The following is a 24,929-nucleotide window of genomic DNA, read 5'->3' on the forward strand; positions in this document are numbered from 1 at the left end:
ATTGACGTTACGGGGGGCTGAGCAGCTGCTCCAAGGCACGCTCACACTCCAGCACCAGGTCGGCACATGAGCATCCCCGCAGCTGGGCGAGCAGCAACAGAGCGCCGGCACCCACCCCCTCTTTCACATAGCCCCGTTCGTAGTCCCTTAACGGTTGATGAGCACTGCCGCGAAAGCGCACGCCACAGGCCAGGACGGAAAGCTCGGCAGCGATGTGGTGAGCGGTGGCATCCACAAGCCCACCAAAGGAGGACTGACTCGCGGCCGCCGCACCCTCCTCAGCAAGCCAGCTGGTGGTGCCGATCAGCACCTGGGCCGCTAGGCGATCCCGCTGTCTGGCGGAAAGGGCCTGCATTGCCAAGGCCAGAACAGCCAGCATCTGGCACCCGCCACCCAGCAACAGCGGTTGTCGCGACGACACAGCCCCCACCAACACCCCTGCAGTGAAGGCCTGAAAGGGGTCACCAACGGCAGCCAGGATCTGCTCAGCCGCCGGATGCTCCCCGAGGGACGCCCGCTGCAGCCCTTGGGTAACCAGCTCTTGCTTGAGCTGGTGGGGAGGGTGACGGGCACTGCCGCTGATCAGATGGGCCACCTCCATGCCGAAAGCCGTCAGGACGGCTTGAGCGGTTGTGGTTCCACCTGGAACACATTCCGCCAGCACCAAGGGGCGTTGCAACCGCTGCCCCAGCAGCTCTCCCTGCCTCAACAAATACTGCACCCGCGGCAATGGCATCGCCGCACCACTGGACAGACAAGCCGAGGGGCCTTGATCCAGGGGCTCAATGTCCAGGTGGGGAAAATCGGGTTTCTGGGCCAAACCAAGGGCCACCACCTGCGGCATCAACTTCAAGCGTCGCGCCGCGACATGGCTAAGCAGGGCGGGGGAAACGCCAGCGGGCAGCGGCGGCAGGGGCCAACGGCGCTGCGCAGCCGGTCCATGGATCAGAAGCTCTGCATCAGCCAGGGCCGTATAACGCCGCGAGGCGGCGGTGGAGCCAGCGGCGGAAATTCCTTCATGCTCCGCCGTCCGCGTGGCCGCCAACACCAGCAACAGATCCACCGGTTGATCGATGGAGGACCAGGGACGCAGTACCGCTGCGTCCAGAACGCTTGCATCGGGACGTCCCAGCTGCTGACAACCCTCAGGCAACACCAAGGCTTCAGAGGGGGTCGAGGGCAACGAGTCCATGCAGCAGCCGCGGGGGCTCAGGAATCGGTGATCGAAGACGAGGGAAAATCCAGTACGCCAAGGCATGGAGGGAGAGGACGTAGATGACCTCCTGAACGACGACCAGCAGCAGCGCCATCAACTGAACCTGGGTGAGATCCGGTGTGATCGGCAGATGCAGTACCGCGATCAAGCGGTCGAGCAGAGCGGAACCGGCCCGGGTGATCACGACCCAGAGGTTTTCTCCCACCAGCAACGAGAGCACGAGAACTCGAACCAAAAACCCTGCTGTTCCAAGCAGGACCCCCCCCGACCAGCTCAGCCACCAGCTGAACCCTCGGCACCAGCTCCAGCCCAGCCACAGCGACAAGAGACCGTAGGGAAAGAGCAGCAGCGGCCCACGCAACGGACCCATCAGCGCCGTAAGCAGAAGCACGGAGAGCAACAGCCCCTCGACACCGGCACGGCTGCCACGCCGCAACTGCAGCAAGATCAGGGGAAGCGGAAGGGCCAGACGAAAGAGAGCACCACCCACCGGGAGGTAGTAGAGAGCCAACCAGATCAGACCCGTTGCTGCCGCGAGATACGCCCCTTCAACAAGCCTGAGAGCCTGCTGGCGACTCAACCGGGGGGTCACGTCAGTCATGGTTCGACCCGCTCAATCCGTTCCACCGCGAAACCAACATCAGCCTCACGCAAGGCGCGGGTGACGGCTTCAGCAGGAGCGGCAGGGTCGGCTCCGGCCAAACGGATGGTGATGCGATAAGGCTCCTGGGGCTGAGCTTGGGACGGCACTGGCCTCGTCGCTTGCTCCGGCACAGGCTCAAGGGCCTCCTCTGCCTCAGGCTTGGGAGCAGGCTTGGGTACCGGTTCTAAGGGACGCTCAGCCGTGGGGCTGGCGACTGGTGGGCTTGTCTTCACAGCCGGTATGGGCTCAGCTGCCTGGGCCGGCTTAGCTTCAGGCACCGCGAAGGATCGTTCCAACTGCTCGGCGACCGGTGTGCCGGCACAGGCCTGCAGGAGCCCCAAAGGCAGCAGCCAAAGCAGACGGGCCATCAATTACCAGCCGGCTTGATCACCCGCACCGCACTGGCCCTGAGCCGACCGGTCTTGGTGGTGGCGGGGGTTTTCTTGGCGGCTGGTTTTTTGGCCGCTGGCTTCTTGGCCGCCGGTTTTTTCGCGGCGGTTTTGCGACCGCCCTTCTTCGATGCTGCCTTGGCGGCAAGCAGTTCAACTGCCTCCTCAAGGGTCACCTCGTCAGCGCCTTTGCCTTCCGGCAGCGAGGCATTCACCTTGCCCTGTTTGACGTACAGGCCGTAGGGACCGTCATAGACCTGAATGGTTTCATCACTGCCCTCTGGCTTACCGAGGTCCTTGAGGGCGGTGCGTCCACCTCGGCCGCGTTTGGGCATGGCCAGCAGCTCGAGGGCACGGCTCAACCCCACCGCCAGGACATCGTCATCCCCCTTGAGGGACCGGTAATCCTTCTCGCCCTTGCCTTTGTCCCAGACGACATAAGGACCAAAGCGGCCGAGACCCGCCTGAATGCGCCCACCATCGGGATGTTCTCCGAGAAGACGCGGCAAGCGGAGCAGTCCGAGCGCATCCTCCAGGGTGAGATCCTCCGGCTTCTGCCCCTTGGGCAGAGACGCGCGTTTGGGCTTGGGATTCTCATCACTCACCTGGCCCCGCTGCACGTAGGGGCCGTACTGACCGAAGAGCAGGTATACCAAATCACCCGTTTCGGGATCCTCACCGATGGCTTCGGGGCCATCGGCCTTCTGTTTGAGGATCAGTTCGGCCTGCTCTTCATCCAGATCAGCCGGAGTGATCTCCCGGGGCAAGGTGGCCTTGATCAGCTCTTCCTCACCGTCGTCGCTGACGCGTTTGGCCTCCAGATAGGCGCCAAAACGGCCGATGCGAACCACGGAGGACAAGCCCTCCAGATCGATAGTGCGGGATGCTCCGGGGTCAATGTCGCCTTCCCGCTGCTGCACCTGGGTTTCCAGGCCCTCTTCACCCTTGTAGAAGCCCTCCAGGTAAGGCAACCACTGCACCTTGCCGTGGGAAATTTCATCGAGGGTGTTCTCCATCCGGGCGGTGAAGCTGGTGTCCACCAGTTCGGGGAAGTGCTCCTCGAGCAGCGCCGTCACGGCAAAGGCGGTGAAGCTTGGGGTCAGGGCATTGCCCAGCAGCGTGGCGTAGCCTCGATCCACGATCGTTCCAATGATCGAGGCGTAGGTGGAGGGACGACCAATTCCCTCCTTTTCGAGCATCTTCACCAGTGATGCCTCGCTGAAACGTGCCGGCGGCTGGGTCTGATGGCCGAGGGGCTCGACAGTCTTCGGCTCGGGCGCATCGCCAACGCTCAACGCCGGCAACAACACTTCCTGACCCTCGAGGGCTGCATCGGGATCATCACTCCCCTCCACGTAGGCGCGGAAGAAACCGGGGAAGTCGATGCGCTTGCCACTGGCCCGGAAACTGGCCTCGCCTGAGCTGAGATCCACCGAGAGCATCGTGAGCCTGGCTTCCGCCATCTGGCTGGCCACGGTGCGCTTCCAGATCAGCTCATACACCGCCAGATCTCGCCCATCAAGACCGGTCTCACCGGGGGTTCGGAAGCTTTCACCCGACGGACGAATCGCTTCATGGGCCTCCTGGGCATTGCGGGCTTTGGTGCTGAACTGCCGCAGCCCTTTGCTCAGGTACTCCTTGCCGTAGAGGCTCTCCACGCAGCTGCGCGATGCATTGATCGCCTGATCCGACAAGTGAACCGAGTCGGTCCGCATGTAGGTGATGAAACCGCGTTCGTAAAGCCCCTGGGCACAGCGCATGGTTTCCCGTGCTGAAAGCCGCAGCTTGCGATTCGCCTCCTGTTGAAGGGTGCTGGTGGTGAAGGGGGGCACCGGCTTGCGCACAGTGGGCTTCTCCTCCACCGCATCCACAGTCCAGGCATTGGATCGCACCGCTTCAGCCAACGCGTTGGCCTCGCTCTCGCTGAGCAGTCGCACGGCACTGCCCTTCTTCAGCCCACCGGTGCTCTCGTCGAAATCGTTTCCATTGGCGATGCGCTGGCCACCCACATGGGTGAGCTTGGCCTCAAAGGCACTGCCCGACTGCTCGAGCTGAGCCTTAAGGTCCCAGTAACTGCCACTGCGGAAGGCGCGGCGGGCCCGTTCCCGTTGGACCAGGAGACGAACCGCAACGGACTGCACCCGCCCGGCGGAGAGTCCCCAAGCCACCTTTTTCCAGAGGAGGGGCGAGAGGGTGTACCCCACAAGGCGGTCCAAAATCCGCCGGGTTTCCTGGGCATGGACGAGCTCCATGTCCAGGTCTCGGGTCTGATCAAGGGCCTTGCCGATGGCCTCCTTGGTGATCTCGTGAAACACCATGCGCTTCACCGGCACCTTCGGCGCCAACAGCTGGAGCAGGTGCCAACTGATGCTTTCGCCTTCCCGGTCTTCGTCCGTAGCAAGCAGCAACTGATCCGCACCCTTGAGGGCGTCCTTGAGTTCGCGAACCGTCTTCTTCTTGTCCTTCGGGACCACGTACAGCGGCTCGAAATCCGCGTCGGTGTTCACACCGAGGTTGGCCCATTTCTGCCCCTTGGCCGATGCCGGAATCTCGCTGGCGTTGTTGGGGAGGTCGCGAACGTGCCCCATGGAGGCTTCAACTTTGAAACCCTTGGGGAGGAAGCCACGAATGGTCTTGGCCTTCGTGGGGCTCTCAACGATGACGAGGGTGTGCGCCACTAGCGGCAGATGAACCGTTCCCCCTCTTTATCGCACTGAGCAGCGCTCTGCATGAGCGTCGGCGCGTCAGGCGCCGCTACAGTCGCCGCAGCGCAACGGTTCCAGGCTGCCATGCCCGACATGGGTGCTTTTCTTCTCGCCACCCAGGCCATGGCTGCCCCTGGTGAGCTGCTGAATCTCTCTCTCAACGCCTCCGCCGTCCTGCCCGAAGCTGCAGTGCTGCTGGCGATGATCGCCACCCTCCTGGTGGACCTGGCCGGCGAAAAGGTCGCCACACGCTGGGTGCCGCCGATTTGCTACGTCGGCCTGGGGACCTCTCTGGTGCTGCTGGCCCTGCAGTGGAACGCCCCCCTGGAACCCTCGTTTCTCGGAGCCTTCCTCGCCGACAACCTGGCGGTGGCCTTCCGGGCTGTGATCGCCCTGTCCACGCTTTTGTCGCTGCTGATCAGCTGGCGTTACGCCGAGAAGAGCGGCACACCTGTTGGCGAGTATGCCGCCATCCTTCTCGCCGCCACCCTCGGCGCCATGCTCCTTTGCGGGGCAACGGACCTGGTGAGTGTGTTCATCTCGCTGGAAACGCTCTCTGTCGCAAGTTATTTGCTGTCGGGCTACATGAAGCGGGACGCCCGCAGTTCCGAAGCAGCTCTCAAATATCTGCTTGTGGGTTCGGCAGCCGCTGCTGTTTTCCTCTACGGCTCCTCCCTGCTGTATGGCCTGAGCGGCAGCACCAGCCTCGACACCATCGGCCTGGCTCTACAGACCAGCACCACACCCCTGGCCGCTTTGGCCCTGGTGTTCGTCTTGGCCACAGTTGCCTTCAAGATCGCAGCCGTTCCCTTCCACCAGTGGACGCCTGACGTCTACGAAGGCTCACCAACGCCTGTGGTGGCGTTCCTTTCCGTGGGTTCCAAAGCAGCCGGATTCGCCCTGGCCCTTCGCATCCTGGTGGGTTGCTTTGGTGCCTTCGACGATCAATGGAAATTGCTCTTCACCGTTCTGGCGGTGTTGAGCATGACCCTGGGCAACGTTGTTGCCCTCGCCCAGACCTCGATGAAGCGAATGCTGGCCTACAGCTCGATCGGCCAGGCCGGCTTTGTGATGATCGGCATGGTCTGCGGCACCGAAGACGGTTTCGCGGCCATGGTTCTGTACATGGCGGCCTACCTGTTCATGAACCTGGGGGCCTTCGCATGCATCATCCTCTTCTCGATCCGCACGGGAAGCGATCGAATTTCTGATTACGCGGGCCTTTACCAGAAGGATCCCCTTATCACCCTCGGCCTGAGTCTTTGCCTGCTTTCTCTGGGCGGCATTCCGCCAATGCTGGGTTTCTTTGGAAAGATCTATCTTTTCTTTGCCGGTTGGGCCAATCACCAGTACTTGCTTGTGGTGGTTGGCCTGGTCACCTCAGTGGTGTCGATCTACTACTACATCTCTGTCATCAAGATGATGGTGGTCAAGGAGCCCCAGGAAGCCTCAGATGTCGTCAAGGCCTACCCGGATGTCAGTTGGTCGTTGATGGGCATGCAACCCCTGCGTGTGGCTCTGATCGGTTGTGTGGCGATCACCGCCGTTGGAGGCATTCTCTCCAACCCTTTGTTCCAGTGGGCCAACACAGCCGTTGCAGGAACACCACTGCTGCAACAGGCCATCGCACTGACGAGCATGAAAGGCCTTGGTTGAGACATCCCACGCAGCTGTTGCCGAACTGCGTGGGATCAGCAAGGTCTATGGTTCAGGAGATCTTGAAGTCAAGGCCCTTGATCAGTTGAACCTCACCGTCCGGGAGGGTGATTACCTGGCAGTCATGGGTGCCAGCGGCTCCGGCAAGAGCACAGCGATGAACATCCTTGGTTGCCTGGACCGGCCCACAAGTGGGACCTACCGGCTGAACGACATGGCCGTTGAACAGTTAGATGACGATGCATTAGCCGACGTTCGAAACGGCTCACTCGGATTTGTCTTTCAGCAGTTCCATCTGCTCGGCCACGCCAGCGCCATGGAGAACGTGATGCTCCCCATGATCTATGCGGGCGTGCCCAAGAGCGAACGGATCGAGCGAGCCCAAGCTGCACTGAGCAGGGTTGGCCTGGCAAAGCGTCTGGAGAGCAAACCCAACCAGCTTTCAGGCGGACAGCAACAGCGGGTGGCCATTGCCAGAGCCATCATCAATCGCCCCAGTCTGTTGTTGGCAGACGAACCCACAGGCGCTCTGGATTCGAGCACCACCGCCGAAGTGCTTGAACTGTTTGACGAACTGCACCAGCAGGGAATCACCCTCGTCATGGTGACCCATGAAGACGATGTAGCGGCCCGTGCACAGCGGATTGTGCGGTTCGAGGACGGACGAGTGCTCACGCCAAGGCCATAATGAAACCATCGGGTCGATGTGATGGAACAGACGGGGCAGACGCTTCAGATCGCAGTCGTGGAAGACGATCCACGCATTCAACAATTGATCACTGCCGAAATTACAGATGAGGGGCATAACTGCGTGAGCTTCGGATCTGCCGAAGATTTTCTGGATGCAGCAGAGTCAAACCAGTTTGATCTCGTGCTGCTGGATGTGATGTTGCCGGGCATGGACGGCTTGGCTTGTCTCAAAAAACTGCAACTGAAACCTGAGCCCACCTCCCGTTTGAGAGTTGTGATCGTGACAGCTCTCAATGATGCCGAGAAGCGACAAGAAGCGTTGTCCAATGGTGCTGAGGCCTACATACTCAAGCCCGATCTGTTCGAACAACTGCCGCATCTGCTCCAGTGGACGCCTCCAATGGACTGATTCTTATCTTTAACCGAACAATGGTTGTCGTTCCTTCCGAGAAGCGATCTTGATGCAAACTCAGTTGTCCTCCACACCCCTTCACAAGCTCCTGAGCCAGGGAGAGACCTAACCCAGATCCTTCGGACCTGTGGCCATCCCGGTGAAGCTTGCCGCTAAAAAAGGGTGACAACCACAACTCCAGATCCTCCGGGTCTACTGGGGGTTCAAAGCTCTGACTGGCCAAGTCCAGAACGAAGTAATCGAGACCATCATTTCCAACGAGGCTGAGCTGGATCGGCATGGTTCGATCGCCGTGATAGCAAGCGTTGTCGAGCAACTGATCCAGGGTGAGCACCAAGGCCCTTGGATCGACTTGCACCACCACATCGTCTCCGCGTTCCAGGAACTTCACCTCAAGAGTTGGAACCATCTCTCTCGAGCTGTGATACCAACGCCGGAGCAAAGGCCCCAAGCAGTGATCGCCACAGGCGAGAACATCTTGCTCGACCTCCAGGCGCGTGATGAGAGAGAGGTTGCTCAACAACTTTTGAATCCGCGACATCTCCTCTCGGGCCATCGTGAGCCTTGAGCTGACTGCTTTCGAGAGGCTCTTCACCCGTGCCATCCGCTGAAGATTCCCTGAGACGATCGCCAAAGGAGTGCGCAGCTCATGGGTTAGATCGGTCATGAAACGCTGCTGCTGAACCAAAGCCCGTTCTTCAGGGCTGAGATCACGCAATGTCACCAACACAAAAGGTGAACGAATCAACTCAACTGGCCGCCAACGCAACAGGTGCACCAGTGATGCTTCCCGATCCGAAACCAGCACCTCACAGCGACATTCTCCAGCCGTCCGAGGCAGTGGCGTTTGATCATCCAACAGCTGGAGAGCCGCTTTCGCGGAAGCACCCAATGGGATCAGCTTGAGAACATCCGCCAGATTTTGATTCAAAACCTGTATCGGAACTCCACTGACGAACAGCTCTGCAGAAGCTTGATTGGCCCAATGGATTTTCCTGTGCTCATCAATGATGACCATCGCTTCACTGGCCGCATCGAAAGCGACCTGAAGCATGCCCATGGACTGCCGCAACTGTGCGATCAGTTGGCTATCCGCCGAGGGGGATGAATTTGAGGCTGGAATGTTCACCGCAAGGCCCCCTGCTCAGCTTGACGCAAGCAGGGGTCTGAGGGTTGCAGCAAACGACCAGTTGCCATCATCGTGCTTCTCAGCAACGATGAAATGTTCACTTTCAATAGCAGTCCCGTTGGAGCAAAAAGTTGCGAGTTTCAACGGGTGATTTAGAACTTTAGAAATCTCCGTCAGTTGAAATCGAGCAAACCCTGCATGGTGGGAGTCGCGAAAACTTGGAGGCAGAATCAATCCAAGTGACTGACCAATCAGCGCCTCCTCTGTCCAGCCATAAACCTCTTGAAACCGGCCGTTGATTTCTTTGACAATTCCCGATGCATCGGCGCGAACAAACGGGAGGTTCTCCTGCTCGCGCAGAGCATTGATGCGATCCTCTGTCCAGCCGGAGTCAACCATTACAGTGATACCAAAGATTGCAATGCAAGAGTCATAGTGGTGTTATGGCGTTGACGCCTTAGAATGTAACTAGGTTATCAAGTCGGATGTCTCTGGAACCCCAGCCCCGTCTGCGTGTCCTTGTGGTTGATGACGAAGCCAAACTAACTGAGCTACTGAAATTAGAACTTGAAGTTGAGGGGTATGACGTTGACATTTCCAGTGACGGAGCTAGCGGCCTGATCCGCAGCCGATCAGAGCCCGCCCCAGACTTGATCGTGCTCGATTGGAACTTGCCGGATTTCAACGGCCTCGACATCTGTCAGCGAATCCGAGCCGGGGGGAGCACCACACCCATCTTGATGCTGACGGGGAATGATGAGATCACAGATCGAGTCAAAGCCCTTGATGCTGGTGTTGATGATTATCTGCTCAAGCCCTTTTCAATCGACGAATTGATGGCACGACTTCGTGCCATGCATCGCCGCTCCGAAACATCCTCAGGCTTCAGTGAACAATCAGACGTCAAGGACCTTCTCGAGGTCTCGGATCTGAAAATGAACACCGTGACCCGGGATGTGAGTCGTGGGGATCGGGCCATCCGGCTCTCGGTCAAGGAATACAACCTGCTCAATTTCCTGATGCGCAGTGCTGGAAGAGTCTTGGAACGTCAGGAAATTATGAAGGGAGTCTGGGGAGAAGATTTTTATGGTGACGACAACCTCCTCGACGTGTACATTCGTTACCTGCGACAGAAAGTGGATACAAAAGATGCACCGCCACTCATCCATACTGTCCGCGGTGTTGGATTCATATTGAGGGAAGAATCAAACTGACGGATCTGCACTAATCAAGCTGTTTCCGCTCCAGACTCTGCAACACCTGGCCAAGGAGCACTGAGACAGGATCAGTTTCTATGTCCAAGACAGAAGATGGATCCAGATCGTCGGGATCAATGGCTTGCCATCTATCTTGAGATGGTGTACGTAATTCAAAATGAAGGTGGGGCCCCGTGCTGAGACCTGTGCTGCCGACGCGTCCAATCACTTCTCCCTGGCGCACATGCTGGCCCTGGCGCACATAGATCTCTGAAAGATGGCCATAGAGAGTGCGCCGAACTGGATCAGCATGCTCCAATTCGACGGCTACGCCATAGCCGCCCGCGAGGCCACTCGTTAAGACCTGTCCCGAGAGAGCAGCCACCACTGGAGTCCCCTCAGGAGCTGCAAAATCCCGTCCTGCATGCATCAGCCAGCTCCCCAGGATTGGATGCAGACGCCAACCAAACCCACTACTCGTGACGGCCTCACCAGCAACAGGGAAGAGCAGGCGACGGTCGCCGTTTCCTGGGCTTGGCAGAGGACGCGGCGTTACGGCAAAAACGGATTCCAATTGGAAGGTGCCACCATCACGAGCGAGAAGCGCTGACACGGGAACACGCAACGGTTGGCGGGAGGGGATCATGCGGACACGGGCCGGAGCGGGTACCCCAGGCGAACGCCTCGCCACACCGGAGGTGCAATCCCGACGGGACAGAGCACCACTGCGACAGGCCTCCTCAAAACGGCGCCGGCCCATGGGAACCGCCGAACCACCGCCCTGGAGAAGCCTGCGCTCCTGAGGTGTGATCACCCGTTGGCGTTCCAGAGCATCGAGAGACTGATCAAAACTTCTCGCTTCCACTGGTGGCGCCAGCATCCAAATCAACGCGAACCAGCTGAGCACCGGATGAAAAGCCACCTAACAAAATCCTATGGAGGATGTCGCTACTCAAGGCCAACGTCGCCAACGTTCAGTCATTGAACCCTGACGCAAGCGAAGCGCACCATCGTCCTCGAGACCGGAAATTTGCCAGATCTGACCATTCTCCGGATGAACGAGCTGATTGGACCAAAGCCGATCCCGAACACCATCAAGACACCAGCTCCCATCACCTCCAACGCGGTAACAGTGATCCAAGGCAAGCAGGACCTCCGCCGTCCAATGGATCGGATCGGCAGCCTGCTGCCCTTCAAGCCTGCGCAGGGCAATGCCCTCGGCAGGGACAGGATTCCGCACATTCAGGCCCAGGCCGACGCGCAGCAAACGCAGCTGGGAGCCCCGCTGCACCACCCCAGGCAGAAGGCCAGCCAATTTACGGCCGTTCACGAGCAGGTCATTGGGCCATTTGATCTGAACCGCAAGGCCCCGCTGCTCAAGCCGTTGCACCACCGAAAGGGCCAGCGCCAAGCCGAGCAAGCCGGCCTGAGCGGACCGATGGCTCCGCCAGGGCAATGCAGCACTGATCCAGACACCACCCGGCGGAGACACCCAGGCGCGCCCCCATTGGCCGACTCCCCGGCGCTGGTGGGTGGCAATCAAGGCACGAGGCCCCGTCAACGAGGGCTGATCGCGCAACCAGGTCCCCAGCAGCTCCTCCGTGCTGCTGCACACAGGCATGCAACGGATGGTCCAGGGGCGTGACGAGGCACCAGCGAGGCGGCGATACGTCGCCATCAACCGACCACCACCATGGTGAGGGCGTCGAAATCGCAGCATCCGTGGATCAGTCATCCATCGCATCCGCGAGACGCGATGCAGCGTTCACCAATTCATGCACCGGCCGCATCAGCGCCATGCGTAACCACTGACGACCGCCGCCACCGAAACCAGAGCCAGGGGTCAAGGCGACACCACTGCGCTGAAGCAGTTCCCTGGCGGCATCTTCATCACTCCAACCCCGACGATGGGCCGCATCAGGCAAGGGGAACCAGAGGTACATCGCCATCTCTGGACAGGGGACCGACCAACCGCGAGCCCTGAGGGTCTCGACCACACGATCCCGTCGTTCGCGATAGGTCGGATGCAGTTGCCGCGGCCAATCGGGAAAGCGTTGCAAGGCCTGAATCGCCCCCTGCTGCAGGGCCAGGCTCTGATTGAAATCGATGACGGCCTTGGCGCGACGCAGTGCGGCAATCAGTGGTGCAGCACCAACCGCGAAACCGAGTCTGAATCCCCCAAGGCACCAGCCCTTCGAAAGAGAGAAGAATTCAATGCCGCACTCCCTCCAGTTCGGAGCCTGCAAAAGCGAGGGAGGCTCTCCATCCAGGGCGAGATCCACATAGGGATTGTCGTGAGCGATCACCACGTCGTGCCGAGCCGCCATCGCCATGATGCGATTGAGATCCTCCTGATCCCCCACCCGAGCTGAAGGGTTGTGGGGATACCCCAGAACGAATAGCTTCAATTGCTCCCAAAGCTGGGGGCTGATGGTCGTCAGATCCGGCCGCCAGTCGTTTTCAGGGGAGAGGGCCAGGGCCTTGGTCCGGGCTCCCGCCAGGTGCAATCCACCGGTATGGGACGGATAACAAGGGTCCAGATGCAAGGCAGCGTCACCGGGATCCAGCACCGTCAGCGGCAGATGGGCGGTTCCTTCCTGGGATCCGACCAACAACTGGACCTCATCATCAGGATCCACCGCAACGTCGAAGCGATGGCGACACCAGTCCGCGACGGCGGCATGGAAAGGCCTCAGTCCAGCTTGCAGGCAATAGGAAGAGCTGCTGGACTCCATGAGCGCTGAGGCCATGGTGTCCAACAACGCCTTGGGCGGCCGAAGATCAGACGATCCGATGGAGAGATCCACCAGATCCGGACGTGCCGAAGAGGACGCCTCGAGCCGATAAGCGTGCTTGGCAGCATCAACCCGGGCAAAAACAGCATTGCCCAGAGAGGCGAGCCGCTTAGAGGTTGGCATCCAAGAACGACTGCAGCTGCGCCTTGGCGATGGCACCTTCATGCCGCGCCACCACATCACCATTGCGGAAGAGGATCAGCGTTGGAATGCCCTGCACCTGATAAGCGTCACGGGTCTGGGGATTGGCATCCACCTCGATTTTCCCAACGCTGAGGCGATCGCCGTAATCGCTCGCCACCCAATCCATTAACGGGGCGATCAGTCTGCAGGGGCCACACCACGCAGCCCAGAAATCGACAAGGACCGTGCCGGAAGCCTTGAGGACTTCATGTTCAAAACCAGCGTCGGTGAAATCGGCAACAGCTCCAGCCAAGGCACTCAAATGACTGACCCGATCCTATGGAAAGCCGGGTGACGTTCTCGGGTCGATCAGAGCTTGTCGATGGATCGCTTCAAATCTTCCAGATCAGCATCCACCTCTTCCACCTGCACCGGCTTCACAGCCTCAGCTGCATCGGATGGAGGCAGAGCAACCGCTTCAGGACCGCCCTTCAACTGAGCCCGCAAAGCTTCGAGATCGTCATCGACACCACCGCTTTCAAGCGCTGCGAACTGGCTCTCCAGGTCGGATCCGGCCAGCTCAGCCGCCGCCTGGCCGGTGGCTTCCAGGGCCTCCACCTTGTCCTCCATCCGCTCAAAAGCCGCCATGGCCGAATCGGTGCCGATGTTGCCGACAGCGCTCTGCAGCTGTTGCTGAGCCTTGGCGGCCTGGGCCCGGGCCTTGAGCATGTCCTTTTTGGTCTTGGCCTCAGCGATTTTTCCTTCGAGGGCAACCAGACTTTTCTTGAGCGATTCGACCTGCCCTGACTGGGCCAGCACCTGAGCCGTCAATGAAGATGCCGTCTCCTGAAATGTTTTTCGACGGGTCAGGGCTTCCCGCGCTAGGGATTCCTCTCCTTTTTTCAGGGCCAGTTCGGCCCGCTCGTACCAGGTTTTCGATTGGGCCGCTGCCTGGTCAGCCTGATTCGAGAGGCGCTTCTGGCTTGCGATCGCAAGAGCCACGGCCTGACGCAACTTGACCAGATCCGCCTGCATGTCCGCAACGGACTGATCGAGGATTTTGGCGGGATCCTCCATGCTGCTGACGGCAGCATTGGCGTTGGCGCGCACCAGCCTGCTCAGCCGATCAAAGAAACCCATGGCTTGGCCTCAGACGCGTTGAGATTAGCGAGGTTTCTGCAAAGGTTCTGCCTAGGATCGTTCCATGGCGATAGCTCCAGAGTCCCAAAGGCGTCGTCTTCCCGGCCTGGAGCTGCTCCAATCCGCTTCGCCACCACCGGCGGAACCTTTGAGCAACTGCCTGAGCGCATTGCAGCGTGAGTGGCGCAGGAATGATCACCTGGCAGCGTTGTGGCAGGACTGGCCCAGGGTTGCAGGAGCACAACTGGCACCGCACTGCCGCCCCTTATCGCTGCAACGAGGTGTGCTGACCGTTGGTGCGAGCCACCCTCAATGGCGTCAGGCTCTCCTCTACAACCGACCGCAACTGATCAGCGCCTTGCATCAGGCTGGTCACGCGGTGCGTGATTTGCGGATCCAGCAACACCACTCCCTTCAATCCCCTGCGCTGGAGAACGAAGCCAGCATTTGGTCCAGGCATCCCAGCCGCACCGATGTGCACGGGATGGGAACCTGCCCTGACTGCGGCAGGCCGGCACCCAACGGGGAAATCAAACTCTGGGGGCACTGCGGTTTTTGCCACCGCCAGTCTTTGTCTGCGCCCTGACAGTGGAGAGGTCAGAACCTCTCCGGACGCGGCTCACGCCAATCGGCCCTGACGCCGTGGTCCTGCAGGGTGCGTGCCCGCTGCTCAAGGCGCCCGCGATCCAGACGCCACACCTCGTAGATCCCGATCTGACCCAGCAGCTCAGGCTGCAGGTCGCTCCAATGATCCCGTTCTGCCGTATCGCGATCGATCAGCACGAGCACGGTGCTGGAGGCATCCGGACGGCCGAGAGGGTATCCCCGCCAACCCTGGCGCTGTTCATGGGACAGGCGATCTGCAATGTTGACCAATGCCCCATCGGATTGGCCTTCGTAGAGGATCACCTGCCCCGTGTAGAAGTGCAGCGAGGGCTTCATGGCACCAACCATGACCATGGGCTCACCACTGCGCTTTTGAGTGAGCATGAGAGCTGCTGCATCCCGAACCGGGCGCTGACGTAGAAGGTCTGCAAGTTCAGCGATGGGGATCAGAACAGTGAGGTGAAATCCCAACAAACAAGCCTGCATGGCCAGCAAGGCCTTGGCTGCGGAACGTCGCTGCAGCAGCAGCAATGTTCCCAGCGCTGCTGCTGCTGTGAACCACAAGGCAGCTCGTCCCAACAGACCACTGGCCATCAGATCCACCGACAACGTCGGCATCTCCGGATCGTCAATCAAGGGAACCCAGAGCGATCCCAGCCACAACCCAGCAGCCAGGCAAGCCATCAGAGCCAGGCAGGCTCCCCAGGCAAGCCTTTGCCAGCGCGATGAACCCACCGTGGCCTGGGCCACCAACAGGGCAGCCGCAGGAGTGGCGGGCAACCAATAACTGGGAAGTTTGGTGGCTGCAGTGGTGAACAGCAGCAACACCGCCAACAACCAGCAAGCCGCAAATTGATGCAACGAATGTTCAGGTTCGACCCGTGATCGAGGCACCCGAAGCAATCCCAGCAGCAGGTAAGGGGTGAAGGGCAGCGCAGCCACGAGCATCACCGGGCCGAAAAACCACCAGGGCTGCAGGTGATCGTTCACCACTGAGGTGAAGCGTTGAAAGTTGTGGTAGCCAAAAAAGCTGTCCCAGAAGGGCTGTCCTTCCACCAGCAACTCCAGGGCGTACCAGGGAAGGCTGATCAGAGCGGTGAGCAGCAACCCTGGCAGCGGACGCAGCCGCCGCCAGGGCTGAACGAGATCCCGTCGCAACGCTCCGAACATCAGCAGAGCGAGACCTGACAGCACCACAGCGACAGGACCCTTGGCCAGCACTGCGAATCCGAGAATCACCCAGGCTGGCCACCAGGCCACCTCTTGGGGGGCGGCAAAACGCCTCCACTGCAGCAACAGGCTGAGACCCAGGAGGCCAGACAGCAGGGCATCACTCACCGCGGTGCGGCTCCAGACGAGCACCAGGGGCGAGAAGGCCAACGCCAGCGGTGCAATCAGTGCCGTCAAACGCGGACGCGCATCGCCGGAGAACGGCCAGCGCAGCACGGTATCGGCGAGGCCAAGCATCAGCCCGACCGTGGCCAGGGCGGAAGGAAGCCGTGCCGCCCAACTGCCGAGAGGATCCCAAACCTCGCGTCCGGGCAAGGCATAGCCGAACCCCATCAGCCAATACACCAGGGGCGGTTTGTCGTAACGGGGCAAGCCGTTCACCCGAGGCGTCAGCCAGTCGCCGGTGTCAGCCATGGCTCGCCCGGCTGCGGCAAACAACGGCGGGGTTTCATCCACCACGCCAGTGGATCCCAGACGCCAAAACGTGATGACGAGTCCCAGGGTCAGCACAAGCGCCAGCACCTGGCGTCGCTGGCGTCCTGAAACATTGACCGACAAGGGACCCTCAGCTCCTGGGGTTGATGCTGACATCCGCCATCAGTCCTGTTCGAACCCACGATTCAACACGCTGACTGAAAACCTCACAGGAGGCATGCTCCTCAGCCCAGCTGCGGCAGAGGGAGCGCTCGATGCTGCTGACGCGCCGCAGAGCCTCCGTGAGGGCGAAGACATCGTCGGGCGGCACCAACCAGCCTGTGCGACCCGCACTGATCAGCTCCCCCGGTCCACCCCGGTCGTAGGCGACCACGGGCACACCACAGGCCAGGGCCTCCACCACCACATTGCCGTAAGCCTCGTTCCACTTCGGTGTGTTGATCAGGGCGCGGCAGCACCCCAGCTCCTGCTGGAGCTCCTTGGTCGATCGAAAACCACGCCAGTCGATCGTGCCGGCAGGAACAAGCGATTCCACCAGCCGGGCGTAGGCCTCGTCTTCACGGAACCCCCAAACCAGCAGTTGCTCTCCCAAAGCAGCTGCCGCAGCTGCCGCATCCTCCAGACCCTTTTCAGGAGCGATACGGCCCGCCCAACCCAGGGGCCCATTGGTTGGTCTCTGAAAGGTGTAATTGCTCAGGTCAAATCCGTTGCCCACAACATTGGCGGGGCCCGGCAAACGGAAATCAGCCGCCTGGCGGTGGGTGTGAAAAGCAAGGCGACGTGAATCCCAGGCGGCGACGGCTTCGATCACATCGCGCATCACCGAAGCCACATCGCCCATGCTCACGAGGTGAAAGAGCCTGGCGCTGACCCGTTGCGTCAGCCATAGCGGCAGCCAGTCGTAGCCACCATTGATGACAGCGTCGGCGGTTTGGCCTGCCTCGAGGGCGATCTCCCAAAGCCCCGGCAGAAGACCGTTGCGAGGAATCTCGACCGGAGCATGATCGGCAGCATGCTGCCAGCTCGGCTGATTCACACCCTCCACTTCCAGCAGCTCAACGCCGCTGCAGTCGGCGGGAAGCGTGGAGCCCTTGGCGGCCACAACCGTGAGCCTGTGGCCGCGCCGAACCAACCCCTGCACCAAGGATCGGAGGGTGAGCTCCACACCACCACCCTCGCCACTGCCGAGGGCACCGATGGGCGTGTTGACGATGACGAGATGAAGTGGTGAATCCGTCATGAAGAGGCTTCCGTGATCGGCAGTGGCTCCCAGAACCGGCGCCGTTGGCTGACGAAGATCACGGACACAAGCACCAGCACCACACCAATCCACTGGAGCAAATCCAGGCGCTCTCCCAGCAACCAACCGCCGGTGGCCAAAGCGAAGACCGGAGTCAGGAATCCCAGGCTGCTGAAACTGGTGAGATCGCGCTGATTGGCGAACCAGAAGAACAAGCCGTAGGCCAGAGCACTTCCAAGCAGGCTCACGTAGACCATCCGAGCCCAGTCCATTGCCGTCCAGGTCAGAGCAGCATCACCCCCCTGCTGGGCATGGACCAAAAGCAGGGGAAGTCCCCCCAGCACCATGTGCCAGGCCGTCACGGTGACCGGATCGCTGTGGCGTGATGCAAAGCGGATCAACACCGTCCCAGCCGCCATGGCAACGGCAGCGAGCAACATCAGACCCTCGCCGGGTTGAAACAACTGCTGCACCACCGGAGGATCAGCCAGGAACCACCAGTGCTCCAGCAGCTCTGCGGGGAGGCCGATGCAGACGATTCCCACCAAACCAATGGCCAGCCCCATCCAGCCGATGGGATTGATCGACTCCAGAAAAAAAACACGGGCCATCAGAGCAACCAGCAGCGGCTGGCAATCGATCAAAACAGAACCGAGACCGGCACCTGTGCCCTCCATCCCCCGCGCCAAAAGACCTTGAAACAAGGTGGCATCCACCAGAGTGAACAGAAGGAACCACACCAGATCCCGCGAATCGATCATCAGGCCTCGGCCGGTCCGCTGGCCCCAGAGCAGAAGAGCCAAACCGGCTGGGAGCAGCCGTAACCCAGCGATCAGCCAAGGGCCGGTGCTCTCGATCAAAGGCGCCATGGCGGTCATGGCGGTTCCCCAGAGCGCGAAGGGCAGCACCATCAGGAACCAGAGTCGCAAGGACGGCATGAAGGAGCGCTGGGGTGCTCTTTTTAAGATCTGGAACGGTTCTGATGCGCAACATGATCTGGCCCTGGCGCCGCAAATCCCGACGACGGATGGCGCGCATCGTTGTTGAAGGCCCCATTACGGGCGCCACCAGGCAGCGGGTGTTGAAAGCTCTGCGGGAGGTAAAGCAGAGGGAATTTCCAGCGTTACTGGTGCGCATCGACAGCCCCGGCGGCACGGTTGGAGACAGCCAGGAAATTCATGCAGCCCTGCTGCGGCTCAGGGAGCAGGGCTGTCGCGTGGTGGCCAGCTTCGGCAATATTTCTGCCTCCGGAGGCGTCTACATCGGCGTTGCGGCAGAAAAAATTGTTGCCAATCCAGGCACGATCACCGGTTCCATCGGGGTGATCCTGCGGGGCAACGACCTCTCCAAGGTGTTCGAACGAATAGGAATTCGCTTCGACACGGTGAAAAGTGGTCCGTTCAAGGACATTCTTTCCCCTGATCGCCCGCTCAGCGATGCAGAACGCTGTCTGCTTCAGGAGCTCATCGACAGCAGCTATGGCCAGTTCGTGGGCGTTGTTGCAAAGGGACGAAACCTTGAGCTGGAGACGGTTAAGCGCTTCGCCGATGGACGGGTGTTCAGCGGCGAACAGGCCCAGGCCCTGGGTTTGGTGGATGAACTCGGCGACGAAGACCATGCCCGCCGCCTCGCGGCCCAGCTGGCCGATCTCGATCAGGACGACATCCGTCCGGTCACCCTGGGCAAGCAACGGCGAAAGCTGAGCGGCCTGCTGCCGGGATCCCAGATCCTGCATCAACTGCAGCGGCGCCTGTCGATCGAGTTGATGGGCAGCGGTCAGGTGCTCTGGCTGTACCGCCCATGACCAGCTCACCCCTCGTCCTGAGAGGCCTGCGTGGAGCCACCACCTGCATGGACAACAGCATGGAGGCCATCGAGGAGGCGGTCAGTTCCCTGATGGACGCTCTGATGGATCGCAACCATCTGACCCCCGACCAACTGGTGTCAGTGACCTTCTCGGTCACGACCGATCTCGACGCCTGCTTTCCGGCCGCCATCGCACGGCGGCGACCCGGCTGGGACGCGGTTGCCCTTCTGGACTGCCAGCAAATGGCCGTCCAGGGAGATCTTCCCCGCTGCATCCGGGTTCTGGCCCACGCCTGGATTCCTGGGGATCAGACGCCCGTGCATCCCTACCAAGGGGAGGCGCAGCGACTGCGACCAGACCGATCTGGTCACAACTGACAGATCAGCCTCCGGCCCCTGAGATCACCGACCTGCGATTGGACTCAGGAGAATCTCCACATCAAGACGCTTCCTATGGCCCGTTCCACCACCAGACGCTTGCTTGCTGGAGCCGGCACAGCGGCGGCTCTGCTGATTGGCTCAACCCTCACCGGACTGCACGACCAGAGTGCCCGCGCACAAGGCACACCGGGGCTGGTGGAATTCCGCTGGGACACGGATCGCGATTACCGCAAGCTGTACTACTACCAGACCTCAAACCTCGAAAACGACCGATCGGAGTGGTTCCTGACCTTGCGCGAAAAAGACCGCAAGACAGCGATCCTGAAACTAACGGTCACCGTGCCGGACTACTTCGACTCCCAGCTCAAACCCCAGCGCATGCGCCTCTGCCGCACAACCGCCGGTGGAATGCTGAGCCGGAGCAAGTGCCTTGAAGAGATCCCTGCCGTCATCGAAGTCAACGAAGATCAGACAGAGATCGTGGTCTTCCCCGACACTCCGCTGCCCGCAGATGGCGATTACTCGCTCTCGATCAAGTTGTTCAATCCTCAGGGGAAGCGCATGTATCAGTTCAACGCCTTGGTGCAGGCCCCCGGAGATGTGCCGATGTCCGGCTACCGCGGCAGCTGGCTGATCGACGTGGACTGACTGATAAAATCCCAAATTCAGATCGGCCGGTAGCCAGGAGACGTTCATGACCAAGCGCACCCTCGGAGGAACAAACCGCAAGAGGAAGCGCGTCTCGGGTTTCCGTGTACGGATGCGTTCCCACACCGGCCGTCGCGTGATCCGCACACGACGCAAGCGCGGTCGCGCCCGCCTCGCAGCCTGATGGACGGGATGAATCCTCTGGATTCATCCCGTCCATCAGGCTCTTCAGACACGATCGGTTGATGGTCCTACCCGCCTCCATGCGATTGCGCGGGCATCGATGCTTCAGCCGTTTGCACCGATCCTCCAAGCGCCAGCACGGAACCTTGATGGTTCTGCGCATTGCAGCTGGTGACTCCAATTTGCTTCGCCGGGAGTTGCGGGGCATGGAGCAAACGACATGCCGCTGCGCTCTGGTGATCAGCAACAAGGTGAGCAAGCGTTCCGTCAAGCGGAACCGGCTCAGGCGGCTTCTGCATGACCACCTGCGTCGACGTTTTGAGCTGCGCAATGACCTGGCGGGTCGGTGGTTGTTGATTAGTCTTCGCCCGGAAGCCGCGGAAGCCGAATCAGCACAGTTGCTCGAAGAATGCGACAGTCTTCTGAGAAGCGCCGGACTGGATCCATGACCAGCATTCAGGAAGATGTCCACTACGACGGTGGACCAGCCCGTGGGGATCTGATTTTCAACATCCTGGTTGGCTTCACACTGATCGGCCTTCCCTTCACCATCGGGGCCGTTGTTCGGGCCCTTTGGCTGCGCTTCCGCATCACCAGTCGCCGCATCTCTGTGACAGGGGGCTGGATGGGCAAAGACAAAACCCAGGTGGTGTATTCGCAGATCAGCGAGGTACGCACCGTGCCCCGTGGCTTCGGTGCCTGGGGAGACATGGTGTTGGTGCTCAAGGATGGAGCCAGGCTCGAACTGCGCTCGATGCCTCGATTCCGGGAGGTGGAGGCCTACATCCTCGAACGCATCAGCAGCCGAGCGGCCAAAGCCCAGGAGAAAACCACTGAAGGTTTCGCCGCCTGAGTGCAGCTGTTCATGCACACTGGCCTCACAACGTCCCGCCCCCCCGTTTCTTCAACGTGATCGGATACATCTCCGACAACCTGCTGATTCCAATCCTGGACTTCTTCTATGGATTGGTTCCCAGCTATGGCCTGGCCATCGTCGCCCTCACCCTCGTCATCCGGATCGCGCTCTACCCCTTGAGCGCAGGTTCAATTCGCAGCGCACGGCGCATGCGCATTGCTCAACCGGTGATTCAGAAACGCCAGGCTGAGATCAAAAGCCGGTACGCCAACAATCCTCAGAAGCAGCAGGAGGAGCTGGGCAATGTGATGAAGGAATTCGGCAGTCCCTTGGCGGGGTGCCTGCCGCTGCTGGTGCAGATGCCGATCCTCTTTGCTTTGTTTGCGACCCTGCGGGGGTCACCGTTCGCTGACGTCCCTTACACCTTGAACATGAAGGTGTTGCCGGCGGACCAGATCGCCGCCGTTGAACCCAAGCCGTTCAACAGTGCCAGCCATTCCATCTTCATCGGTGAAACCGACCATGTGCCGGTGATCGCCAGCCTGCCGCGGGGCACCAAGATCGGCGTTGGCGACAGCGCCACAGTGAACCTTCACACGAAGGACGGCCGCGCTTTCAGCAACGTTCTCACGGATGTTGACAACCCTGGACGCTTTACCCCCACATGGGCGGTGACCAAAGGCGATGACATCGTCAGCGTCAGTGAGAACGGCACGATCACGGCCCTCGCCGCCGGTGATGCCACTGTTGAAGCCAAGATCCCTGGCCTGGCAGCCCGCAGTGGCTTCCTGTTCATCAAAGCCCTGGGCCAGGTTGGCTTCTACGCCGACGGTGCCATCAACTGGGACATCGCCATTCTCGTTGCCGGCTTCGGCATCACCTTGTTCATCTCCCAACTGCTGTCGGGCATGGGCATGCCTGCCAACCCTCAGCAGTCCACGGCCAACAAAATCACTCCGGTGATGATCACCGGGATGTTTCTGTTCTTCCCCCTACCGGCCGGCGTTCTGCTCTACATGCTGATCGCCAACATCTTCCAAGGTCTGCAGACCTTCATCCTCACCAAAGAGGCACTGCCCGACAACCTCCAGAAAATTCTGGACCAGCAAATGGCCCAGAAAACGGTGACGGTTTCCGCCAGCTCAGGAGGCTCACGCCTGCCCTTTGAACCCAAGAGCAAGTGATCGAGGCACTGGAGCCTGTTCCCCTCCAGGAGCTCCGTGCCCTCGGCACCGCGAAAGTCTGGGACGTTGAGGGTGAGCTCGATGAGCTCCCCTCGCTTACACCGGTGCGAGGCCATGTGTCTGCAGAGCACCGCGGCAACGTCCTGGCGGTTCAAGGGAAACTCAACACGATCGTGACGCTCTGCTGCGATCGCTGCCTGAACCAGTTCAATCAGAAGCTCAGCTGCACGCCTGCGGAACTGATCTGGCTGGGAGACAAGCAACCCACGGCCGACGAACTGGAGCTTTCCGGAGAGGTGGCCGAAATGGAAGGTCTGGTGGATGTTCTCGACCCACGCGGTCAGTTTGACCCCCAGCAATGGGCCTTCGAACAACTCAACCTGCTGTTGCCCGTCGTCAACCACTGCGGTGACCACTGTCCAGGCCCACCTGGCCTGAATCAGCACCCCGTGATCCCAGACGCCAAGACCGAGGAGGTGGATCCCCGCTGGCAGGCCTTACAACAGCTCCAGCAGCAGATGGACCAGCCATGAGCAGTGCCGCCTGGGGGAACCAGATCGACCTTCTGGTGCGTGCGCGCACTCCCCTGATCTGGGTGCGCAGCAATGAGGAAGCACGGGTGGAGAATCTCCTTGGGGAGGCCGCTCAACGGCTTGCACGCCAGCTGGTCTGCTGGAATTTCATTGACGGCATCAGCGGGCCCGTGAATGCCGACGGCCAGGGAAGCCGACAACCGATGGCCATGCTGCAGTGGCTCCAGCAACGGGATGAGGGCAGCCCCACCCTGCTACTCGCCAAGGATTTTCATCGTTTCTGCGATGACCCCGGTGTGGCCCGGATGCTGCGCAATCTCGAGGCATCCCTGCGCAGCACCCCGCACACGTTGGTGCTGTGCTGCGGGCAATGGACCCCCCCAGGGGATCTGGAGGAGAGTCTCACGTTGCTGGATCTCCCCCTCCCCGACAACGACGACCTACGCCGACTGATCAACAGCATCAGCACCAGCAGCGGCAGTCCCCTGCCAGCTCCAGTCCTGGATGAGCTGGCTCAAGCCTGCAGCGGGCTCAGCGAGATGCGGGTTCGCCAGGTGGCAGCCCGGGCCCTGGCCCGCCGCGGCCAGTTGGGATCAGAGGACCTGCAGGACGTTCTGGACGAGAAACGCCAGACGATTGCCCGCAGTGAGGTGCTGGAGTTCTGTCGCAGCGATGCGGGCACAGAAGCCATCGGAGGCCTCGACGGTCTCAAGACCTGGCTGAACCAACGGCACCGAGCCTTCTCGGAAGATGCGCGGCGTTTCGGACTCCCCCTGCCCCGTGGCGTCCTGCTTGTTGGTCCTCAAGGCACAGGAAAATCACTCACGGCCAAGGCCATCGCCTGCAGTTGGTCGATGCCCCTGTTGCGTCTGGATGTGGGGCGTCTGTTCGCGGGCCTGGTGGGGGCCAGCGAGGCACGCACGCGCGAGATGATTCAACGGGCTGAAGCCATGGCGCCCTGCGTGCTCTGGATCGATGAGATCGACAAGGGCTTCGGGGGGGATGGCCGCAGTGACGGCGGCACCAGCCAGCGGGTTCTGGCCAACGTGCTCACCTGGATGGCTGAGAAACAGTCACCGGTGTTCGTCGTGGCCACCGCGAACGGCGTTGAAAAGCTGCCACCGGAGCTGCTGCGCAAGGGGCGTTTCGATGAGATCTTCATGCTCGATCTGCCCAGCAGCGCTGAGCGCCACAGCATTCTTGAACTGCATCTGGAACGGCGACGCCCGGGGCTGAAGCTTCCCCTGGACACCGTGGTGAGCCGCAGTGAGGGCTTCTCCGGTGCCGAGCTGGAACAGACTGTGATCGAGGCGATGCACTTGGCCTTCGCCGACAACCGAGAGTTGACGGAGCCGGATCTGATTGGAGCGGCGTCCCAGCTCATCCCCCTCTCCCGTACCGCCAGCGAACAGCTCGAGCGGCTGAAGCAGTGGGCTGCAGGCGGACGCGCCCGCCCGGCCTCTGTTGCTGCAGGTAACGAAGCCTGACGCGGCGTAACGAACGCCAGCCTTGAATAAGGCGCTAAGCGGTGCGCTCCCTACGGTCCGAGCAACAGCAGGATCAACGTGGAGAGCCGCAACGACATCGCCACTCAGCTCTGCGTGGCCTGCCTTGGTGCTGGCGTGATCACGACCATGGCCGTGGCCCAGGGACAAAGCCCCCTCACCGCCCTTGGCATCACCCTGTTCTCGGGCATAGCCGCGGTGATGGTCGGCCAGGTGCTCTGAAACGGA

The 24,929-nt window shown here is 60.8% G+C and carries 29 protein-coding genes; 15 read left to right on the top strand and 14 right to left on the bottom strand.

What is annotated here, in order from left to right; all coding sequences use genetic code 11:
* Positions 1–7: 7 nt before the first annotated feature.
* From KR52_RS12760 to topA, 4 genes are read right to left on the bottom strand one after another with little or no spacing between them, the layout of a single operon-like run.
* Complete coding sequence (locus KR52_RS12760) at positions 8–1,192, bottom strand: nicotinate-nucleotide--dimethylbenzimidazole phosphoribosyltransferase (RefSeq protein WP_038556447.1); 1,185 nt, start codon at positions 1,190–1,192, stop codon at positions 8–10.
* A complete protein-coding gene (locus KR52_RS12765) occupies positions 1,164–1,817 on the bottom strand; it encodes a DUF2232 domain-containing protein (protein WP_038556449.1) in 654 nt (217 codons plus the stop codon). Before KR52_RS12765 ends, KR52_RS12760 begins: the two co-directional genes overlap by 29 nt.
* Positions 1,814–2,227: a hypothetical protein gene (locus tag KR52_RS12770; protein WP_038556451.1), complete on the bottom strand. Its 414-nt coding sequence runs from the start codon at positions 2,225–2,227 to the stop codon at positions 1,814–1,816. Before KR52_RS12770 ends, KR52_RS12765 begins: the two co-directional genes overlap by 4 nt.
* The gene (gene topA, locus KR52_RS12775) at positions 2,227–4,926 is read right to left on the bottom strand and encodes a type I DNA topoisomerase (RefSeq protein ID WP_038556453.1); all 2,700 of its coding nucleotides are present in this window, start codon (positions 4,924–4,926) and stop codon (positions 2,227–2,229) included. Before topA ends, KR52_RS12770 begins: the two co-directional genes overlap by 1 nt.
* Before the next feature lie 111 nt (positions 4,927–5,037).
* On the opposite strand from topA, the gene KR52_RS12780 reads away from it, so the two are divergent.
* Genes KR52_RS12780 through KR52_RS13890 form a run of 3 tightly spaced genes read left to right on the top strand, consistent with a single transcriptional unit; the run spans position 5,038 to position 7,708 of the window.
* Positions 5,038–6,609 carry an NAD(P)H-quinone oxidoreductase subunit N gene (locus KR52_RS12780; protein WP_038556455.1) on the top strand — a complete coding sequence of 524 codons (1,572 nt, stop codon included), beginning with the start codon at positions 5,038–5,040 and terminating at the stop codon, positions 6,607–6,609.
* Positions 6,602–7,297 (top strand): ABC transporter ATP-binding protein, encoded by a 696-nt coding sequence (locus KR52_RS12785; RefSeq protein WP_038556457.1) that lies wholly within the window; start codon positions 6,602–6,604, stop codon positions 7,295–7,297. Before KR52_RS12780 ends, KR52_RS12785 begins: the two co-directional genes overlap by 8 nt.
* Before the next feature lie 21 nt (positions 7,298–7,318).
* Positions 7,319–7,708, top strand: coding sequence for a response regulator transcription factor (locus KR52_RS13890; RefSeq protein ID WP_071840257.1), 390 nt, complete (start codon positions 7,319–7,321; stop codon positions 7,706–7,708).
* Here KR52_RS13890 and KR52_RS12795 read toward each other — a convergent pair.
* Positions 7,647–8,771 carry a PAS domain-containing sensor histidine kinase gene (locus tag KR52_RS12795; RefSeq protein WP_038556462.1) on the bottom strand — a complete coding sequence of 375 codons (1,125 nt, stop codon included), beginning with the start codon at positions 8,769–8,771 and terminating at the stop codon, positions 7,647–7,649. The two genes, KR52_RS13890 and KR52_RS12795, sit on opposite strands and share 62 nt — an antisense overlap.
* Positions 8,772–8,855: 84 nt before the next feature.
* Entirely contained in the window at positions 8,856–9,239 is a 384-nt protein-coding gene (locus tag KR52_RS12800; protein ID WP_038556464.1) for a PAS domain-containing protein, read from the bottom strand.
* An 86-nt stretch (positions 9,240–9,325) separates the two neighbouring features.
* On the opposite strand from KR52_RS12800, the gene KR52_RS12805 reads away from it, so the two are divergent.
* Positions 9,326–10,054 (top strand): response regulator transcription factor, encoded by a 729-nt coding sequence (locus KR52_RS12805; RefSeq protein WP_038556466.1) that lies wholly within the window; start codon positions 9,326–9,328, stop codon positions 10,052–10,054.
* A gap of 10 nt (positions 10,055–10,064) precedes the next feature.
* Here KR52_RS12805 and KR52_RS12810 read toward each other — a convergent pair whose 3' ends face one another.
* The 5 genes from KR52_RS12810 to KR52_RS12830 all read right to left on the bottom strand — a co-directional run bounded on the left by KR52_RS12810 (position 10,065) and on the right by KR52_RS12830 (position 14,094).
* The gene (locus KR52_RS12810; RefSeq protein WP_038557376.1) at positions 10,065–10,916 is read right to left on the bottom strand and encodes a M23 family metallopeptidase; all 852 of its coding nucleotides are present in this window, start codon (positions 10,914–10,916) and stop codon (positions 10,065–10,067) included.
* Positions 10,917–10,988: 72 nt separating this feature from the next.
* Positions 10,989–11,771, bottom strand: a complete 783-nt coding sequence (locus KR52_RS12815) for a biotin--[acetyl-CoA-carboxylase] ligase (protein WP_371257688.1) — start codon at positions 11,769–11,771, stop codon at positions 10,989–10,991.
* Complete coding sequence (locus tag KR52_RS12820; RefSeq protein WP_038556470.1) at positions 11,764–12,954, bottom strand: aminotransferase class I/II-fold pyridoxal phosphate-dependent enzyme; 1,191 nt, start codon at positions 12,952–12,954, stop codon at positions 11,764–11,766. Before KR52_RS12820 ends, KR52_RS12815 begins: the two co-directional genes overlap by 8 nt.
* Positions 12,941–13,267 (bottom strand): thioredoxin, encoded by a 327-nt coding sequence (gene trxA, locus KR52_RS12825; protein ID WP_038557378.1) that lies wholly within the window; start codon positions 13,265–13,267, stop codon positions 12,941–12,943. The genes KR52_RS12820 and trxA overlap by 14 nt, the downstream gene beginning before the upstream one ends.
* 56 nt (positions 13,268–13,323) lie before the next feature.
* Entirely contained in the window at positions 13,324–14,094 is a 771-nt protein-coding gene (locus KR52_RS12830; protein ID WP_038556472.1) for a PspA/IM30 family protein, read from the bottom strand.
* Positions 14,095–14,158: 64 nt separating this feature from the next.
* On the opposite strand from KR52_RS12830, the gene KR52_RS12835 reads away from it, so the two are divergent.
* Positions 14,159–14,680, top strand: a complete 522-nt coding sequence (locus tag KR52_RS12835; RefSeq protein ID WP_038556474.1) for a DUF721 domain-containing protein — start codon at positions 14,159–14,161, stop codon at positions 14,678–14,680.
* Positions 14,681–14,691: 11 nt separating this feature from the next.
* Here KR52_RS12835 and KR52_RS12840 read toward each other — a convergent pair whose 3' ends face one another.
* The 3 genes from KR52_RS12840 to KR52_RS12850 are packed head-to-tail and all read right to left on the bottom strand — an operon-like array spanning position 14,692 to position 18,543.
* Positions 14,692–16,521, bottom strand: coding sequence for a glycosyltransferase family 39 protein (locus KR52_RS12840; protein WP_051834374.1), 1,830 nt, complete (start codon positions 16,519–16,521; stop codon positions 14,692–14,694).
* Entirely contained in the window at positions 16,496–17,605 is a 1,110-nt protein-coding gene (locus KR52_RS12845; RefSeq protein ID WP_038556478.1) for a glycosyltransferase, read from the bottom strand. Before KR52_RS12845 ends, KR52_RS12840 begins: the two co-directional genes overlap by 26 nt.
* The gene (locus tag KR52_RS12850; RefSeq protein WP_038556480.1) at positions 17,602–18,543 is read right to left on the bottom strand and encodes a DMT family transporter; all 942 of its coding nucleotides are present in this window, start codon (positions 18,541–18,543) and stop codon (positions 17,602–17,604) included. The genes KR52_RS12845 and KR52_RS12850 overlap by 4 nt, the downstream gene beginning before the upstream one ends.
* A gap of 53 nt (positions 18,544–18,596) precedes the next feature.
* Here KR52_RS12850 and sppA point away from each other — a divergent pair, with 53 nt between their 5' ends.
* The 10 genes from sppA to KR52_RS14865 all read left to right on the top strand — a co-directional run bounded on the left by sppA (position 18,597) and on the right by KR52_RS14865 (position 24,923).
* Entirely contained in the window at positions 18,597–19,409 is an 813-nt protein-coding gene (gene sppA, locus KR52_RS12855; protein WP_038557380.1) for a signal peptide peptidase SppA, read from the top strand.
* A complete protein-coding gene (gene aroH, locus KR52_RS12860; RefSeq protein WP_038556482.1) occupies positions 19,406–19,789 on the top strand; it encodes a chorismate mutase in 384 nt (127 codons plus the stop codon). The genes sppA and aroH overlap by 4 nt, the downstream gene beginning before the upstream one ends.
* A gap of 75 nt (positions 19,790–19,864) precedes the next feature.
* Entirely contained in the window at positions 19,865–20,440 is a 576-nt protein-coding gene (locus KR52_RS12865; protein WP_038556484.1) for a DUF2808 domain-containing protein, read from the top strand.
* Positions 20,441–20,486: 46 nt separating this feature from the next.
* A complete protein-coding gene (rpmH, locus tag KR52_RS13895; RefSeq protein WP_011363584.1) occupies positions 20,487–20,624 on the top strand; it encodes a 50S ribosomal protein L34 in 138 nt (45 codons plus the stop codon).
* A gap of 61 nt (positions 20,625–20,685) precedes the next feature.
* Positions 20,686–21,072, top strand: a complete 387-nt coding sequence (locus tag KR52_RS12870; protein ID WP_038556485.1) for a ribonuclease P protein component — start codon at positions 20,686–20,688, stop codon at positions 21,070–21,072.
* Positions 21,069–21,476 carry a PH domain-containing protein gene (locus tag KR52_RS12875; protein WP_038556487.1) on the top strand — a complete coding sequence of 136 codons (408 nt, stop codon included), beginning with the start codon at positions 21,069–21,071 and terminating at the stop codon, positions 21,474–21,476. The genes KR52_RS12870 and KR52_RS12875 overlap by 4 nt, the downstream gene beginning before the upstream one ends.
* Before the next feature lie 56 nt (positions 21,477–21,532).
* Entirely contained in the window at positions 21,533–22,663 is a 1,131-nt protein-coding gene (yidC, locus tag KR52_RS12880; protein WP_038556489.1) for a membrane protein insertase YidC, read from the top strand.
* Entirely contained in the window at positions 22,660–23,196 is a 537-nt protein-coding gene (locus tag KR52_RS12885) for a DUF177 domain-containing protein (RefSeq protein WP_038556491.1), read from the top strand. Before yidC ends, KR52_RS12885 begins: the two co-directional genes overlap by 4 nt.
* A complete protein-coding gene (locus tag KR52_RS12890; protein ID WP_038556493.1) occupies positions 23,193–24,683 on the top strand; it encodes an AAA family ATPase in 1,491 nt (496 codons plus the stop codon). The genes KR52_RS12885 and KR52_RS12890 overlap by 4 nt, the downstream gene beginning before the upstream one ends.
* Before the next feature lie 78 nt (positions 24,684–24,761).
* A complete protein-coding gene (locus tag KR52_RS14865; RefSeq protein WP_006852120.1) occupies positions 24,762–24,923 on the top strand; it encodes a hypothetical protein in 162 nt (53 codons plus the stop codon).
* Positions 24,924–24,929: the final 6 nt, after the last annotated feature.

The organism is Synechococcus sp. KORDI-52, from assembly GCF_000737595.1.
In the GTDB taxonomy this organism is placed as follows: Bacteria; Cyanobacteriota; Cyanobacteriia; order PCC-6307; family Cyanobiaceae; genus Parasynechococcus.

Coding starts and splice junctions, on each gene's coding strand:
- KR52_RS12770 (WP_038556451.1), bottom strand. CDS start 2,227: ATGGCCCGTCTGCTTTGGCTGCTGCCTTTGGGGCTCCTGCAGGCCTGT.
- KR52_RS12765 (WP_038556449.1), bottom strand. CDS start 1,817: ATGACTGACGTGACCCCCCGGTTGAGTCGCCAGCAGGCTCTCAGGCTT.
- KR52_RS12845 (WP_038556478.1), bottom strand. CDS start 17,605: ATGACGGATTCACCACTTCATCTCGTCATCGTCAACACGCCCATCGGT.
- KR52_RS12875 (WP_038556487.1), top strand. CDS start 21,069: ATGACCAGCATTCAGGAAGATGTCCACTACGACGGTGGACCAGCCCGT.
- KR52_RS12850 (WP_038556480.1), bottom strand. CDS start 18,543: ATGCCGTCCTTGCGACTCTGGTTCCTGATGGTGCTGCCCTTCGCGCTC.
- aroH (WP_038556482.1), top strand. CDS start 19,406: ATGACCAGCTCACCCCTCGTCCTGAGAGGCCTGCGTGGAGCCACCACC.
- KR52_RS13890 (WP_071840257.1), top strand. CDS start 7,319: ATGGAACAGACGGGGCAGACGCTTCAGATCGCAGTCGTGGAAGACGAT.
- KR52_RS12870 (WP_038556485.1), top strand. CDS start 20,686: ATGGTCCTACCCGCCTCCATGCGATTGCGCGGGCATCGATGCTTCAGC.
- KR52_RS12890 (WP_038556493.1), top strand. CDS start 23,193: ATGAGCAGTGCCGCCTGGGGGAACCAGATCGACCTTCTGGTGCGTGCG.
- KR52_RS12865 (WP_038556484.1), top strand. CDS start 19,865: ATGGCCCGTTCCACCACCAGACGCTTGCTTGCTGGAGCCGGCACAGCG.
- KR52_RS12830 (WP_038556472.1), bottom strand. CDS start 14,094: ATGGGTTTCTTTGATCGGCTGAGCAGGCTGGTGCGCGCCAACGCCAAT.
- KR52_RS12840 (WP_051834374.1), bottom strand. CDS start 16,521: ATGTCAGCATCAACCCCAGGAGCTGAGGGTCCCTTGTCGGTCAATGTT.
- KR52_RS12760 (WP_038556447.1), bottom strand. CDS start 1,192: ATGGACTCGTTGCCCTCGACCCCCTCTGAAGCCTTGGTGTTGCCTGAG.
- KR52_RS12780 (WP_038556455.1), top strand. CDS start 5,038: ATGCCCGACATGGGTGCTTTTCTTCTCGCCACCCAGGCCATGGCTGCC.
- rpmH (WP_011363584.1), top strand. CDS start 20,487: ATGACCAAGCGCACCCTCGGAGGAACAAACCGCAAGAGGAAGCGCGTC.
- KR52_RS12810 (WP_038557376.1), bottom strand. CDS start 10,916: ATGCTGGCGCCACCAGTGGAAGCGAGAAGTTTTGATCAGTCTCTCGAT.
- KR52_RS12800 (WP_038556464.1), bottom strand. CDS start 9,239: ATGGTTGACTCCGGCTGGACAGAGGATCGCATCAATGCTCTGCGCGAG.
- KR52_RS12820 (WP_038556470.1), bottom strand. CDS start 12,954: ATGCCAACCTCTAAGCGGCTCGCCTCTCTGGGCAATGCTGTTTTTGCC.
- KR52_RS12795 (WP_038556462.1), bottom strand. CDS start 8,771: ATGGGCATGCTTCAGGTCGCTTTCGATGCGGCCAGTGAAGCGATGGTC.
- KR52_RS12835 (WP_038556474.1), top strand. CDS start 14,159: ATGGCGATAGCTCCAGAGTCCCAAAGGCGTCGTCTTCCCGGCCTGGAG.
- KR52_RS12805 (WP_038556466.1), top strand. CDS start 9,326: ATGTCTCTGGAACCCCAGCCCCGTCTGCGTGTCCTTGTGGTTGATGAC.
- KR52_RS12815 (WP_371257688.1), bottom strand. CDS start 11,771: ATGACTGATCCACGGATGCTGCGATTTCGACGCCCTCACCATGGTGGT.
- sppA (WP_038557380.1), top strand. CDS start 18,597: ATGATCTGGCCCTGGCGCCGCAAATCCCGACGACGGATGGCGCGCATC.